The 14485-nt window shown below is 71.3% G+C and carries 13 protein-coding genes; 10 read left to right on the forward strand and 3 right to left on the reverse strand.

Annotated features, from left to right (window positions below):
• Positions 1 to 355 precede the first annotated feature (355 nt).
• The 5 genes from AB0I42_RS29320 to AB0I42_RS29340 all read left to right on the forward strand — a co-directional run bounded on the left by AB0I42_RS29320 (position 356) and on the right by AB0I42_RS29340 (position 5495).
• Positions 356 to 970 carry a TMEM165/GDT1 family protein gene (locus AB0I42_RS29320; RefSeq protein WP_357542241.1) on the forward strand — a complete coding sequence of 205 codons (615 nt, stop codon included), beginning with the start codon at positions 356 to 358 and terminating at the stop codon, positions 968 to 970.
• Between the two features lie 236 nt (positions 971 to 1206).
• Positions 1207 to 1461 (forward strand): phosphoribosylformylglycinamidine synthase subunit PurS, encoded by a 255-nt coding sequence (gene purS, locus AB0I42_RS29325; RefSeq protein ID WP_357542243.1) that lies wholly within the window; start codon positions 1207 to 1209, stop codon positions 1459 to 1461.
• Positions 1458 to 2141, forward strand: coding sequence for a phosphoribosylformylglycinamidine synthase subunit PurQ (gene purQ, locus AB0I42_RS29330; protein WP_357542245.1), 684 nt, complete (start codon positions 1458 to 1460; stop codon positions 2139 to 2141). The genes purS and purQ overlap by 4 nt, the downstream gene beginning before the upstream one ends.
• Complete coding sequence (gene purL, locus AB0I42_RS29335) at positions 2138 to 4744, forward strand: phosphoribosylformylglycinamidine synthase subunit PurL (protein ID WP_357542247.1); 2607 nt, start codon at positions 2138 to 2140, stop codon at positions 4742 to 4744. Before purQ ends, purL begins: the two co-directional genes overlap by 4 nt.
• A gap of 1 nt (position 4745) precedes the next feature.
• Positions 4746 to 5495, forward strand: coding sequence for a 2-phosphosulfolactate phosphatase (locus tag AB0I42_RS29340; protein ID WP_357542338.1), 750 nt, complete (start codon positions 4746 to 4748; stop codon positions 5493 to 5495).
• A gap of 13 nt (positions 5496 to 5508) precedes the next feature.
• On the opposite strand, the gene AB0I42_RS29345 is transcribed toward AB0I42_RS29340, so the two are convergent.
• Positions 5509 to 7686, reverse strand: coding sequence for a carboxypeptidase regulatory-like domain-containing protein (locus AB0I42_RS29345; RefSeq protein WP_357542250.1), 2178 nt, complete (start codon positions 7684 to 7686; stop codon positions 5509 to 5511).
• Between the two features lie 127 nt (positions 7687 to 7813).
• Here AB0I42_RS29345 and AB0I42_RS29350 point away from each other — a divergent pair, with 127 nt between their 5' ends.
• The 5 genes from AB0I42_RS29350 (at position 7814) to amcA (ending at position 12603) form a co-directional block, all read left to right on the forward strand.
• A complete protein-coding gene (locus tag AB0I42_RS29350; RefSeq protein ID WP_357542252.1) occupies positions 7814 to 8167 on the forward strand; it encodes a sterol carrier family protein in 354 nt (117 codons plus the stop codon).
• 135 nt (positions 8168 to 8302) lie between these two features.
• The gene (gene purF / locus AB0I42_RS29355) at positions 8303 to 9883 is read left to right on the forward strand and encodes an amidophosphoribosyltransferase (protein ID WP_357542253.1); all 1581 of its coding nucleotides are present in this window, start codon (positions 8303 to 8305) and stop codon (positions 9881 to 9883) included.
• A gap of 110 nt (positions 9884 to 9993) precedes the next feature.
• Positions 9994 to 11154 (forward strand): phosphoribosylformylglycinamidine cyclo-ligase, encoded by a 1161-nt coding sequence (gene purM / locus AB0I42_RS29360; RefSeq protein ID WP_357542255.1) that lies wholly within the window; start codon positions 9994 to 9996, stop codon positions 11152 to 11154.
• 131 nt (positions 11155 to 11285) lie between these two features.
• Positions 11286 to 12389 (forward strand): cyclophane-forming radical SAM peptide maturase AmcB, encoded by a 1104-nt coding sequence (gene amcB, locus AB0I42_RS29365; RefSeq protein ID WP_357542340.1) that lies wholly within the window; start codon positions 11286 to 11288, stop codon positions 12387 to 12389.
• Entirely contained in the window at positions 12358 to 12603 is a 246-nt protein-coding gene (amcA, locus tag AB0I42_RS29370; protein ID WP_357542257.1) for a multiple cyclophane-containing RiPP AmcA, read from the forward strand. Before amcB ends, amcA begins: the two co-directional genes overlap by 32 nt.
• A 175-nt stretch (positions 12604 to 12778) precedes the next feature.
• On the opposite strand, the gene AB0I42_RS29375 is transcribed toward amcA, so the two are convergent.
• Together AB0I42_RS29375 and AB0I42_RS29380 are read right to left on the reverse strand one after the other, a co-directional pair.
• On the reverse strand, positions 12779 to 12991 hold the full coding sequence (locus AB0I42_RS29375) for a DUF3073 domain-containing protein (protein WP_357542259.1): 213 nt from the start codon (positions 12989 to 12991) through the stop codon (positions 12779 to 12781).
• 234 nt (positions 12992 to 13225) lie between these two features.
• The gene (locus tag AB0I42_RS29380) at positions 13226 to 14308 is read right to left on the reverse strand and encodes a Glu/Leu/Phe/Val dehydrogenase dimerization domain-containing protein (protein ID WP_357542261.1); all 1083 of its coding nucleotides are present in this window, start codon (positions 14306 to 14308) and stop codon (positions 13226 to 13228) included.
• Positions 14309 to 14485: the final 177 nt, after the last annotated feature.

Raw genomic sequence — 14485 nt, forward strand, 5'->3', positions numbered from 1 at the left:
GGGTGAGCCACCGTCGGTGGACCGGTCGTCCGCCGCACGGCTGTTTCGAAATGGATCAATGAACTCGGGGGTCTGATCCTTCCGACGGACACGCTAGGACGTCCGCCATTGATTCACAATGGTCGAATCGACATACCACGATGTTATGGCCCTGGTGGGCAGGGGCGCGGCGGTGGGCTAGGCTCGCTCGCAGCGAAGGGGAGTAGCCCCCAATCACGCGGTCGACACACTGGCGCCCGGCGCCCGGCCACGTGGACCGCACCGGATCCGGTGCGGTGGGCGAGACCTTCGACCCAGGCCGTATGGCCGGGTCGAGGGCATCCCGCTCCCGGTCCGGCCGGGAAGGAATCCTCCGTTGGAATACGTTCTCGTCGCGCTGACCGCTTTCGTGCTCATCGCGCCGGTCGAACTGCCGGACAAGACGTTCGTCGCCACCCTGGTGCTCACCACCCGCTATCCGCCGCTGCCGGTGTGGCTCGGCGTGGTGGCCGCCTTCGGCGTGCAGTGCCTGGTCGCGGTGGCGGCCGGCAGCCTGCTCGCCCAGTTGCCGCAGGCGCCGGTGGCGCTGGTCTCGGCCGGACTCTTCGCGGTCGGCGCACTGCTGCTACTGCGCGGGGCACGGCGGGCCGACGCCGAGGGCGCCGAACAGGAGCAGGCCTTCGCGAGCAAGGTCGGCGAGGGGAAGCAGGGCTGGCGGGCCTTCGGCGCCAGCTTCCTCGTCCTGTTCACCGCCGAATGGGGCGACCTGTCGCAATTGCTCGTCGCCGGCCTGGTGGCCAGCGGGCAGCCCGCCATCCCGGTCTTCTTCGGCTCCTGGGCGGCGCTGGCCACCGTGTCCGGACTCGCCGTCCTGCTCGGCCGCTGGCTGCTCAAGAAGATCCGGCTGTCGCTGGTGAGCTACGTCGCCTCCGGGGTGTGCGCCATCCTCGCCGTGGTGACCGCCATCACCGCCATCAACTCGCTGATCTGACGAAATCCCTGCTGCTGCCCCCGGCGGACGGTGATCCGCCGGGGCCGGCCGGGTGCCGGTCCGCCCCGGTGCGAACAATGTCCCGTCGTGCCTGCCCCGCCGCAGGCCACAGGCGACCTCCGCCGGCCCGTGCACGCCGCCGGGCGGTGCGCCGACCGGTCCATCTACCAGGTAGGCTGGCTCCGCTCGCCCCATTGGGGTCGGCACCCAACTGCGTACACAGTCAGGAGTGCCCAGTGGCTCGCGTCGTCGTCGACGTCATGCTCAAGCCGGAGATTCTCGATCCCCAGGGTCAGGCGGTCGTAAACGCCCTACCTCGCCTCGGGGTCGACGACGTCTCCTCCGTGCGCATCGGCCGGCGCATAGAGATCGAGTTCGCCGGTGAGGCGGACCTCGACCGGGCCCGTGAGATCGCCGACAAGCTGCTCGCCAACCCGGTGATCGAGGACTTCGAGGTCCGGCTGGCCGAGACCGAGGAAGTCCGACCGTGACAGCGCGCGTAGGCGTCGTCACCTTCCCGGGCTCCCTCGACGACGGTGACGCGGCCCGTGCCGTCCGTCTCGCCGGTGGCGAGGCCGTACGCCTCTGGCACGCCGACCCCGACCTGCACGGCGTCGACGCGGTGGTGCTGCCCGGCGGCTTCTCGTACGGCGACTACCTGCGGTGCGGCGCCATCGCCCGCTTCGCGCCGGTGATGGAGAGCATCGTCGCCGCCGCGGCCGGCGGCCTGCCGGTGCTCGGTATCTGCAACGGCTTCCAGATCCTCTGCGAGGCCCACCTGCTGCCCGGCGCCCTGACCCGCAACCAGCACCTGCACTTCCGCAACCGCGACCAGGTCCTGCGGATCGAGTCGCCGGCCACCGCCTGGACCAACACCTTCGCCGCGGGGCAGGAGATCCTGATCCCGGTCAAGAACGGTGAGGGCTGCTACGTCGCCGACGAGCGCACCCTCGACGAACTCGAGGCGACCGGCCGGATCGTCGCCCGCTACGTGGGCGGCAACCCCAACGGCTCACTGCGTGACATCGCCGGCATCAGCAACGCGGCCGGCAACGTGGTCGGCCTCATGCCCCACCCGGAGCACGCGGTCGAGGCGCTGACCGGTCCGTCCCTCGACGGGCTGGGCTTCTTCACCTCGATCCTCAAGCACCTCGCGGGAGCACCTGCATGACCACCCAGTCAGACGTCCGGCCAGGCGCGGCACCGTCCGCCGAGGACCCGGACACCGTCGATGTGGCCGTGGCCACCCCCGAGGTGCCCCAGCCGTACGGCGAACTCGGCCTGCGCGACGACGAATACGACCGGATCCGGCAGATCCTGGGCCGCCGGCCGACCCAGTCCGAGCTGGCCATGTACTCGATCATGTGGAGCGAGCACTGCTCCTACAAGTCGAGCAAGGTCCACCTGCGCCAGTTCAGCGAGAAGGCGCCGCCGAGCGACCGGCTGCTCGCCGGCATCGGGGAGAACGCCGGCGTCATCCGGATCTCCGACAACCTCGCCGTGACCTTCAAGGTCGAGTCGCACAACCACCCGAGCTTCGTCGAGCCCTACCAGGGCGCGGCCACCGGGGTCGGCGGCATCGTCCGCGACATCCTGGCCATGGGCGCCCGCCCGGTCGCGGTCATGGACCCGCTGCGGTTCGGCGCGGCCGACCACGAGGACACCGCCCGGGTGCTGCCCGGCGTCGTCGCCGGGGTCGGCGGCTACGGCAACAGCCTCGGCCTGCCCAACATCGGCGGCGAGGTCGTCTTCGACCCCTGCTACCAGGGCAACCCGCTGGTCAACGCGCTCTGCCTGGGCGTGCTCCCGGCCGACCGTCTCCAGAACAAGGCGGCGGCCGGCGCCGGCAACGTCGTCGTCCTCATGGGCGCCAAGACCGGCCGGGACGGCATCGGCGGCGTGTCCGTGCTGGCCAGCGCCACCTTCGACGCCGGCAGCGCCAAGCGCCGCCCGTCGGTGCAGGTCGGCGACCCGTTCACCGAGAAGCTGCTCATCGAAGCCTGCCTGGAGCTCTACGACGCCCAACTCGTCGTCGGCATCCAGGACCTCGGCGGCGCCGGCCTGACCTGCGCGCTCACCGAGACCGCCGCCGCCGCCGGCACCGGCATGCGGGTCTGGCTGGAGAGGGTTCCGCTGCGTGAGCAGTCGATGGAGCCGCAGGAGATCCTGGCCAGCGAGTCCCAGGAGCGGATGCTGCTCATCGTCGCTCCGGAGAAGCTCGAAGCCGTGCTCAAGACCGCCGACAAGTGGGGCGTCCTCGCCACCGCGATCGGCGAGGTCACCCCGGCGGCACCGGACGGGCAGCCCGGCCGGCTGGTCATCACCTGGAACGGGCACACCGTCGTCGACGTACCGCCGGGTTCGCTCGCCGACGACGGCCCGGTCTACGCCCGGCCGATGCGCGAGCCGTCCGACCTGATCCTGATCCAGGCCGACCGCGCCGAGACGCTGCCGCGCCCGGCCAACCCCGACGCGCTGCGGGAGACCGTCCTGCGCATGATCGCGTCGCCCAACCTGTGCGACAAGACCTGGGTGACCGAGCAGTACGACCGCTACGTCCTCGGCAACACCGTGCTCGCCCAGCCCGAAGACTCCGGCGTCATCCGGATCGACGAGCAGTCCGGGCTCGGGGTGGCGCTCTCGGTCGACGGCAACGGCCGCTACGCCCGCCTCGACCCCTACCAGGGCGCCCGGCTCGCACTCGCCGAGTCCTACCGCAACGTGGCCGTCACCGGTGCCCGCCCGATCGCCGTCACCAACTGCCTCAACTTCGGCTCGCCCGAGGACCCGGGTGTGATGTGGCAGTTCGCCGAGGCCGTACGCGGACTGGCCGACGGCTGCGCCGAGCTCGGCATCCCGGTCACCGGCGGCAACGTCAGCTTCTACAACCAGACCGGATCGGTCGCCATCCACCCCACCCCGGTCGTCGGGGTGCTCGGGGTGCTCGACGACGTGACCCAGCGGGTGCCGATGGGCTTCTCCCGGCCCGCCCACACCGACGGCGACGTGATCTTCCTGCTGGGTGAGACCCGCCTGGAGCTGTCCGGCTCCGAGTGGGCCTGGGTGGCCCACGAGCACCTGGGCGGCGTACCGCCCCGGGTCGACCTGGCCCAGGAGAAGCTGCTCGCCGACCTCGTCGCCGAAGCCGCCCGGGTCGGGCACCTCAGCTCCGCGCACGACCTCTCCGACGGGGGCCTCGCGCAGGCCCTGGTCGAGTCGTCGCTGCGGCACGGGGTCGGCGCCCGGATCGCACTGCCCGAGGAGTTCGGCACCGGCTCGATGCCGTTCGTGTATCTCTTCAGCGAGTCGGCCGGCCGCGCCCTCGTCGCGGTGCCCCGGGGGCAGGAGAAGGCGTTCGCCGGCCTGTGCGTCGAATACGGCGTACCGGCGACGGCGCTCGGCGTGACCGACCCCAACCAGGACGGCATCGACATCCGGGACCAGTTCTCGATCGGCTTCGACGAGCTGCGCGCGGCGTTCACCTCGACCCTGCCCCGGCTCTTCGGCGGCATGACCGAGGCTGCCACGCCGGAGCCCGCCACCACGGACGGCGAGCCCGCCGCTGGCGAACCTGCCACCGGCGAGCCCGTCGCCGCCGAGCCGCCCGCGCCCGCCGCGCCGGTGGCCGGCGGTCCCGCCGAGCCGGCCGTGTCCGGGGCGCCGCCCGCCGCGGCCGTGGTCGCCGGAACCGTCGACACCACCGCACCCGCCGAAGTCGCCGAAACCGGCGATCCCGGCACCGCAGCCCCGGCCGGGCCTACCGACACGCCCTGACCTGGTGGTATTCGCCCAGCCGGGCAGCGGGGCACGCTTCGACTGGGGTCTCGCCGGCGCCGCCGAACTCGGGCGGGTCTGCGCGGCCCTGGTCGTCGTCGATGTCCTTTCGTTCACGACGTCGGTCGAGGTAGCGGTCTCCCGGGGGATGCGGGTGCACCCGTTCCCCTGGAACGACCAGGCCGCCGAATACGCCACCCGGATCGGCGCGGTCGTCGCCGTCGGGCGGGACTCGGTCGACGACGTCAACCCGTGGTCGCTGTCGCCGGCGGCGCTGCGGCGTGCTCCTGCCGTACCCGACCTGGTCCTGCCGTCACCGAACGGCTCGGCCATCTGCGCCGCCGCCGCGACCACCGGTGTCCCGGTCGTCGCCGGCTGCCTGCGCAACGCACCCGCCGTCGGGCGCTGGCTCACCGAGCACGGGTACGGCTCGACCGACGCCCCGGTCGGGGTGATCGCTGCCGGCGAACGGTGGCCCGACCTGACGCTGCGCCCCGGCGTCGAGGACCAGCTCGGTGCGGCCGCGGTCCTCGACGCGCTGGCGACGGTGCCGGGCGGGCTCTCGGTCGAGGCGGCGGTGGCGCTGGCCGCGTTGGCCAGCGTGCCCGATGTGCCGGCGGCCGTACGCGGCTCCGTGTCAGGGCGCGAACTGCGGAGCCGCGGCTATGGCGCCGACGTCGAGATCGCCGTCGAAACGGGTGTCTCGTCGGTGGTGCCGGTGCTGCGCAACGGGGTCTTCACCGCCGCCTGACGGGGCGCCGGGCTCAGCCGTCCAGCCAGTCCAGCGAGCCACGATCCGGCCGGCCGGGCTGCTGCGGGCCGCCCCGCCGGGACTGGTCGCCCTGACCACCCCGGTCGGACGGGTAGTCGCCGGGCTGGTCGTAGCCGCCCCGGTCGTAGCCACCCCGCTGTTCCGGCGTCCGGTCGTATCCGCCACCGCGCTGGTCGTAGCCACCGGGCTGCTGGTCGTAGCCGCCCCGGTCATAACCGCCGCGCTGGTCGTAGCCGCCCCGGGGATCCTGGCCGCGCTGGTCGTAGCCTTCGCGGTCGTATCCACCGGTCTGCTCGTATCCGCCAGCCGCGCCGGAACGGTGGTCCTGCTGGCCGTAGCCGCCGCCGGTAGCGGGCGCGTCGTAGCGGTTCCCCCGCTCGTAGCCGCCGGTCGAGGGCTCGTAGCCACCGGTCGGCTGCTCGTAGTCGCCGCCACCCCGGCCGCCGTACTGCTGCCCGGACGGTTGCCGGTAGCCCTGGTCCTGGCCACCGTAGCCACGGCCCTGCCCGTGCGAGGAGGAATCCGAGTCGTACGGGTCGACGGCGGGGGCGTAGCCGCCCGCGACCGCGTTGCCGGTGTTGCCACCGGGCTCGTAGCGGCCGGTGGGCTCGTCGTAACGGTCGCCGTAGCCGCCGCCCGGCGCGGGCCGGTCCGCCGGGCTGCCGTAGTCGCGCCCGCCGTAGCCGTCGCCCCGACCACCGCCCGCACCGTAACCGGCACCCGAGCCGGGGGAGTCGCCGTAGCCGTAGCCGCTGCCGGAAGAGGGGGCGTTGCCGTATCCGGCACCCGATGCGGGGGCGGTTCCGTACCCGGCGCCGGAGGCCGGTGCGTTGCCGTAGCCCGCTCCGGAGGCCGGGGCGGTTCCGTAACCCGCGCCCGAGGCGGGGGCGTTGCCGTATCCGGCGCCGGAGGCCGGGGCGTTGCCGTAGGCGCCGCCGTAGCCTGCCTGGGTGGGCTGGCCGCCGTCGTAGTCGTTGCCCCAGCTCTGCTTGTCCTGGGCGGTCGGCAGCGGTGCGCCGTAGGGGTCGGGGAACTCGTCGACGACCGGCCGGGCCTGCAGCATGGTCGGCTGGTCGCCCAGCGCGGGGCGGCTGACCATGGTCGGGTCGGGTCCGGCGCCGGCCCGAGGCGTGATCCGGGTCGCGTCGTCCATCCCGCCGTATCCGCCGGCGGCAGCGGCTGCGGCGGGACGGGCCGCCCGGCCCCCCCGCCCGGCCGCACCGTCCTCGGCGTCGTCGTCGGCCTCTTTGCGTCGTACGAGAAGCAGCACGATCGCGCCGACGCCCAGTGCGACGAGCAGGCCACCACCGAGGATCAGGGCCCACGAGCCGAAGCCGCCGGAACTGTCGTCGGCGGCCGGCTGGGTCGCTGCCCCCGGCGTGGGCTCGCCGCTAACCGCGCCCTCGCTCGGGGTCGGTTCGGCACTCGCCTCGTCGGACGGGCTGGCGCTGGGCGACGCCGACGGCTGAAGCGCGAGGGCGAGCCGTTGGTTGGTCACCGACTGGTTGGCCGCGCCGCTGATCGTGATGGTCTTGATCGCGCTGTCCTTGCTGGCACCGAGTTCGATGCTGCCCGGAGCGATCGGGTCCTGGGCCGTGCCGGCGAAGCGGAAGCGGCCGTTCTCGCCGGTGACGGTGTCGTAGCGGTTGTTCTGCGAGTCGGCGATAGCGACCGTCGCGCCGGCGACCGGGTTGCCGGTGGTCTGGTCGGTGACCGTGCCCGAGACCTCCCGGACCGTCGGTCGCGGCGGCGGCGCGGCCGCGGTGACCCGCAGCGAGAACGACGCGCTGTTCGAGTTCGAGGACGTCTGAACGGTGACGGTGACGTTGCCGTTGGCGGCAGCCGCGTTGGCGGCGGCCTTGAGCGTCAGGGGGTGGTTCTTGCGGGTCTCCGGGGTGACCGAAACCTCGCCACAGCCGGACGCGCAGTTCACGCCGCTCGGTAGACCGGTCAGGCTTACGCTGACCGTGGTGTCCTCGGGCAGTTGGGTCGTGATCTGGACCGTGACGGAGGCGTCGCTGCCGGCCTGCAGGTTCACGGAACCGGGGGAAACGCCGACTTCGGGCGGGTCGGCCATGGCCGGTGAGGCCGGTACGGCGATGAGGGCGCTGGTGGCCAGCGCCACGACCACACCCGCCCGCAGCATCCAGGCTCGTCGGTGTGTTGTCACGTCCACCGCCTTCCGGTCCGGCTCGCCCCGCACGAATACACCGTCGGCCACTATGCCTTGTCTGGCGGGATCAGCGCGACCCAGGGGCAGCATGATGTGCTCCGGCGAAAGGTCGTATCGTCCCGTCGTGTCCTCTGCGCACTTTAAGTCTGCCGTGGTGGCGGCGGCTCTGGCGGCCATCGAAGCCGGGCGACCGCTGGAGAAAGCGGTGCTCCGTGATGCCGTCCGTGCGCTGCTGTCCGAGCTTTCAAGATCCGCACCGGGCCGATCGGTGGAGGTGCGGGTCCCACCTTACGGCGCAGTTCAGTGCGGTGCGGGCCCCCGCCACACGCGGGGAACTCCACCGAACGTGGTCGAGACCGACCCGATCACGTGGGTCCGGCTGGCCACCGGTCGATTGGCGTGGTCCGATGCGACGGCGGACGGGAGCGTGCAGCTCAGTGGTAATCGAGCTGATATCTCCGGATACCTCCCGGTCTGATCGGCGAGGCGACGCGAGGCATCGTAGCAGAGCGGAGCTGGTTCGTAGCCGTCTGTCATCACTGCTGGCTCGCGTACACTGTCTGGCGACGGTATCCCGGACACAGCTCACCAGAATTTCGAGAGGGAGCGGCAGGTGCCCCGAGGCGACGGCCGGTTGACTCAGGACCTCGACCCCCAAAAGCCCGGCCCGCAGGACGAGTGCGGAGTATTCGGGGTCTGGGCGCCGGGTGAGGAGATCGCCAAACTCACCTATTTCGGCCTTTATGCGCTGCAGCACCGCGGCCAGGAGGCGGCCGGCATGGCCGTCAGCGACGGCTCCGGGATCGTGGTCTACAAGGATCTCGGCCTGGTGGCCCAGGTGTTCGACGAGCCCACGCTGGCGAGCCTGCGCGGGCACCTTGCGATCGGGCACACCCGCTACTCCACGACCGGCGGATCCACCTGGGAGAACGCCCAGCCGACGATCCGGTCCAACGCCGCCGGCACCACGATCGCGCTGGCCCACAACGGCAACCTGGTCAACACCGCCCGGCTCGCCGTCGAGGCCGCCCAACGGGGCCTGGACTCCGACGGCTCGACCACCGACACCGCGCTGATGACGATGCTGCTGGCCAGCCGGCCCGACCTGTCGGTCGAGGCGGCCGCGCTGGAGGTGCTGCCGACCCTGCGCGGGGCTTTCAGCCTCGTCTTCATGGACGACAACACCCTCTACGCCGCCCGTGACCCGTACGGGGTCCGGCCGCTCGTGCTCGGCCGGATGGAGCGCGGCTGGGTGGTCGCCAGCGAGACCGCGGCGCTCGACATCGTGGGCGCGAGCGTGGTCCGCGAGGTCGAACCCGGTGAGCTGATCGCGATCGACGAGCACGGCCTGCGGTCGGCCCGGTTCGCCGCCCCGGAGCCCAAGGGCTGCCTGTTCGAATATGTCTACATCGCCCGGCCGGACACCACGATCGCCGGTCGCAACGTCTACTCCGCCCGGGTCGCGATCGGCCGTCAGCTGGCCAAGGAGCACCCGGTCGAGGCCGACCTGGTCATTCCGGTGCCCGAGTCGGGCACGCCCGCGGCGATCGGCTACGCCGAGGGTTCCGGCATCACCTACGGCGCCGGTCTGATGAAGAACCCGTACGTCGGGCGCACCTTCATCCAACCGTCCCAGACACTGCGCCAGCTCGGCATCCGGCTGAAGCTCAACCCGCTCCGCGAGAACGTCCGTGGCAAGCGGGTGGTCGTGGTCGACGACTCGATCGTGCGGGGCAACACCCAGCGGGCCATCGTCCGGATGCTGCGCGAGGCAGGGGCGCTGGAGGTGCACGTACGCATCTCGTCGCCGCCGGTCAACTGGCCGTGCTTCTACGGCATCGACTTCGCCACGCGCGCCGAGCTGCTGGCCAACGGACTCGACAACGACGGCATCCGGCGTTCGATCGGGGCCGACACGCTCGGCTACGTCTCGCTGTCCGGGCTGATCGCGGCGACCGAGCAGCCGAAGACCAGGCTGTGCCGGGCCTGCTTCGACGGTGAGTATCCGATCGAGCTGCCGGCGGGCAACCTGATCGGCAAGCACGTGCTCGAGGGTGTGGGCCGGCGGGTGTCCGGCGACGCCGGCCCGCGGCCGGGCACCGGAGCGCAACCCGAAGACACCGGGACGGATCGTCCCGGCACGCTGCCACTCGTCGCCGTGCCCGGCGGCGCTGAGGCACCGCAGCGTCCGTAGGACGTAGCCGGTCCGGCCAACTGCCGTCCGGGCCGGTGAGACACACAGTCGAGTGATCCTCGACAGGCACCCGACGCGGTTCGCCGCGAGAAGCACTGAGGGGAAGAACCGTGACGCACGTGACTGAGCGCGGCGGCGTAGAAAGCGGACCGAACGGTGGCGCCGACGGCGGCGACAAGCAGGTCTGGACCGCGGGAACCGGCCGCACCGGCCGCAAGCGCACCGTGACGTACGCGGACGCGGGGGTCTCGATCCACGCCGGGGACCGCGCCGTCGAGCTGCTGAAGTCGAAGGTCAAGCGCACGATGCGCCCCGAGGTCATGGGCGATCTCGGCGGGTTCGCCGGGCTCTTCCGGCTCAACACGCAGAAATACCAGAACCCGATCCTGGCGTCGTCGACCGACGGCGTCGGCACCAAGCTGGTCATCGCCCAGCAGCTCGACATCCACGACACCGTCGGCATCGACCTGGTCGCGATGGTCGTCGACGACCTGGTGGCCTGCGGGGCCGAGCCGCTGTTCCTGCTCGACTACATCGCCTGCGGCGAGGTCGTGCCGGACAAGGTGGCCGAGATCGGCGCGGGCATCGCCGACGGCTGCCGTTACGCGGGCTGCGCCCTGCTCGGTGGCGAGACCGCCGAGCACCCCGGGGTGCTGCGTCCCGACGAGTACGACGTGTCGGCGACCGGGGTCGGCGTGGTGGAGGAGAGCGAGATCCTCGGCCGGGACCGGGTCGAGGTCGGCGACGTGGTCATCGCCATGCGGTCGTCCGGCCTGCACTCCAACGGCTTCTCGCTGGTGCGTCACGTGCTGCTCGGGGCCGGGCGGATGCGGCTCGACACGGTGATCGACGACTTCGGCCCGCAGCGCACGCTGGGCGAGGAGCTTCTCACCCCGACCAAGATCTACGCGCAGGACTGCCTCAAGCTGATCGAGGAGTGCGAGGTGCGCGCCCTGGCCCACGTGACCGGTGGCGGCATTCCCGGCAACCTCGTACGCATCCTGCCCGAGCACGTCGACGCCGTGGTCAACCGGTCGACCTGGCGGCCGCAGCCGATCTTCGACCTGGTGCAGGCCAAGGGGCGCATCGAGGACCCGGAGATGGAGTCGACCTTCAACATGGGGATCGGCATGTTCGCCATCGTGTCGGCCGAGGACGCCGACCGGGCGCTGGCGCTGCTGGCCGGTCGTGGACTCGACGCATGGCAGGCCGGGGAGATCATCGAGGGCACCGGGACCGTGCAGATGATCGGTCACCACACCCGAGGCTGAGGCGATCATCGATCAATGGCCGGCTGGATAGCTGCCCAGGGCTTCACCTGGCCGGCCATCTCCACCTAGCCTGAGGTGCGCCTCAGGCGGGAGGAGGGATCTTGACCGGCCAACGGCAGGTGTTCACGGGGATGCGCGGCATCGCCACGGTTCCGACCTACGTGGTGATGCAGCCGACCACCCTGTGCAACCTCGACTGCGCCTACTGCTACCTGCCGTTCCGCGCCGACGACCGGAAGATGTCGCCGGCGGTCGCCGCCGCGGTCGCCGGCCCGGTCAACGACTGGTCCCGCGATTCCCGGTTCTCCGTCGTCTGGCACGGCGGGGAGCCGCTCGCGGCCGGCCGTGAGCACTTCACGGAACTGCTGCGGCCGTTCGCCCCGGACGTCGAACACCATCTCCAGACCAACGCGACCCTGATCGACGACGCCTGGTGCGAGTTCTTCGCGGCCAACGACATCCGGGTCAGTGTGAGTATCGACGGGCCACGGGCCCGCAACGCCGACCGGGTGACGCGGGGCGGCCGGCCGTCGTACGACCGGATCCGGCGCGGCATCGAGGCGCTGCGCCGGCACGGCATCCCGTTCTCCGCGCTGTGTGTGGTCAACCGGCCCGCGCCGGGGCTGGCGACCGAACTGTACGACTACTTCCTCGACCTCGGCTGTGAGGTGCTCGGCATCAACATCGAGGAGACCGAGGGGGTGAATCTCCGTACGAACGATCATCCCGCGGCGGCGGTCCGTGCCTTCTGGGCCGAGCTGGTCGCCGCGTGGCGCCGCGATCCGCGGATCCACCTGCGCGAGGTCGAGTGGTCGTTGCGGTACGCGGCCGCGGTGCTCGACGGCACCGCCGACGCCGTCCTGCCGCGCCAGTTGGACCCGATCCCCACCGTCGGGTACGACGGCTCGGTGGTGCTGCTCTCGCCCGAGCTGGCCGGGTTCTCCGACCCTCGCTACGGTGACTTCACCAGCGGAAACGTTTTGGCGACGCCGCTACCGGAGATCCTGGCCGCGGCGCATCGGCTCGGCTGGATCCGGGAGTTTCTCGACGGGGTGGAAGCCTGCCGGTCCAGTTGTCCCTATTTCGGGTTCTGCGGAGGCGCCCACGCTGCCAACCGTTTCTTCGAGCACGGGCGTTTCGACGGTACGCAGACCAACCACTGCCGCAACAGCAAGATCCGTCTACTGGAGGGAGTGTTGGACCATGCCCGAGACCACGAGCGTTCGGCAGCCTGATCACGTCGAGGACGAGGTTATCGACCCGGTCACCGAACGGGTGCACGGAACCCGGGCGGGACTCACCGCGCTGCTGCGCGAGGCGGAGGAGGCACGCGTCCGCCGTGCCGAGGTGACAGCACCGGGTGCTGCCGAGGGGTCCAGCGCGGTCTGTGCGTGGAACCACTTCGAGAACATCCCGACGTTCTACAACTGGAACAACCGGCCGCGCTGAGCTGGTTTGTCAGACACTTCCGGTGCAGTCGAACGAGGGCTTGTCACGGTCTGGGCGGGACGCCCACCGTGGCAAGCCCTCGATCACGTCGGAAACCGGGCTGGACGAAACCTGCTGTGCCCACGGACATACGTGAGCACGCGGGCGTTACCGCGTGCTCAGATGCGACCGGAGATCAGCGGGCCGGCGGCGACCAGTTACGGTCGTCGTCCTTGTCGTCCTCGTCATCGTCGTCGACATACTCTTTGTAGTCGTCGTCGAAGTCGCGGTCAGACTTCCCACTGCCCGCCAGTTCACGCTGCAGTGCAGTGAGGTCGGTGTTCGGGGAGTGGTACTTCAACTCCCGGGCCACCTTCGTCTGCTTGGCCTTAGCACGGCCGCGCCCCATGGCTCGACCCCCTCGCACAGAATTCGGGGCAGCCCGAAGGCGGGCCCCGATGACGTCAGGCATCTCTCGTGGCTCTTACGGTACATGGGGATGGCCAGGTTCGGCACCTCGGGTTACCTACCGGAGTCTCCGCGCGTCCTCGCAGATGGTCACGGTGCGCCTGATTTCGACCTGTAAGGAGCGGCATGGGAAGTCAGTCATGACCGGACGGGCTTCCGGCCGCTCCCACGACGGTCAGGACAGGTGGATCGTACGCAGCCTGCCCACCTCGGCCATCCGGCGCTCCGCGAGCCGGTCGGCGGCCGCCGCCGGCGGCACCCCCTCGGCGTCGGCCAGCCGGAGGATCTCCCGGGTGGTGTCGAAGATCCGGGTCGCCCGCAGTTTCGCCCGTTCGAAGTTGAACCCCTCGATCTCGTCGGCGACCTGGATCACTCCGCCCGCGTTCACCACATAGTCCGGGGTGTAGAGGATGCCCCGGTCGGCGAGCAGCTTGTCGATCCCCGGGTGGGCGAGCTGATTGTTCGCGCCACCGGTGACCACCCTGGCCCGCAGGGTCGCCACGGTGTCGTCATCGAGCGCACCGCCGAGCGCGCAGGGGGCGTACACGTCGATGTCGGCGGCGACCAGCGCCGCGGTGTCCGCGACCAGGTCGACCTGCGGGTACGTCTCGCGCGCCCAGCGCAGGGCGGATTCGCTGACGTCGGTCGCCACGACCGACGCGCCGTCGTCCAGGAGGTGGGCGGTCAGGTGCTTGCCGACCTTGCCCAGCCCGGCCACGCCGACCCGGCGACCGGCCAGCGTCGGGCTGCCCCACACGTGCTCCGCGGCGGCCCGCATCCCCTGGAAGACACCCCAGGCGGTGAGGACCGACGAGTCGCCGGCGCCGCCGTGTTCGACACTGCGGCCGGTCACGAACCGGGTCTCGCGGGCGATCACGTCCATGTCGGCGACATAGGTGCCGACGTCGCAGGCGGTGTAGTAGCGGCCGCCGAGGGACTGAACGAACCGGCCGTACGCGCGCAGCAGCGCCTCGGACTTGTCCAGCTCGGGGTCGCCCCAGATGACGGCCTTGCCGCCGCCGAGGTCGAGGCCGGCGAGGGCGTTCTTGTACGCCATCCCGCGCGACAGGTCGAGCACGTCGTTCAGTGCCGCGTCTTCGTTCGTATAGGGGTAGAAACGTGTGCCGCCCAGCGCGGGGCCGAGCGCGGTGGAGTAGATGCCGATGATCGCCTTGAGACCGGTGTGCCGATCCTGGCAGAAGACGACCTGCTCGTGCCCGGCCGGATCCTGGCCGCCGGTGCTGGTGAATACGCCCATGCTTGCTCCTGGTGACGGTGTGTGCCCTTGTGGGGCACGGACCTCGGGGTGGTGCCCGGCGGGGTGTTGCCGGTGCCGCCGAGCCTAGGCCCGGTCGGGAGGGCCCGCCAGGCGCCCTGGGCCATTCGAACCGATCGGTGGTGCTGTAAGCAGCGAAGTTCCGTTTCGTGGGAGGAT

This window comes from Polymorphospora sp. NPDC050346, from assembly GCF_040655695.1.
Classification (GTDB): Bacteria; Actinomycetota; Actinomycetes; order Mycobacteriales; family Micromonosporaceae; genus Polymorphospora; species Polymorphospora lycopeni.

What these genes read in the sequence shown, in the direction of transcription:
- purL (WP_357542247.1), top strand. Translation starts at nt 2,138, where the DNA reads ATGACCACCCAGTCAGACGTCCGGCCAGGCGCGGCACCGTCCGCCGAG.
- amcB (WP_357542340.1), top strand. Translation starts at nt 11,286, where the DNA reads ATGCGCGGCATCGCCACGGTTCCGACCTACGTGGTGATGCAGCCGACC.
- amcA (WP_357542257.1), top strand. Translation starts at nt 12,358, where the DNA reads ATGCCCGAGACCACGAGCGTTCGGCAGCCTGATCACGTCGAGGACGAG.
- AB0I42_RS29375 (WP_357542259.1), bottom strand. Translation starts at nt 12,991, where the DNA reads ATGGGGCGCGGCCGTGCTAAGGCCAAGCAGACGAAGGTGGCCCGGGAG.
- AB0I42_RS29380 (WP_357542261.1), bottom strand. Translation starts at nt 14,308, where the DNA reads ATGGGCGTATTCACCAGCACCGGCGGCCAGGATCCGGCCGGGCACGAG.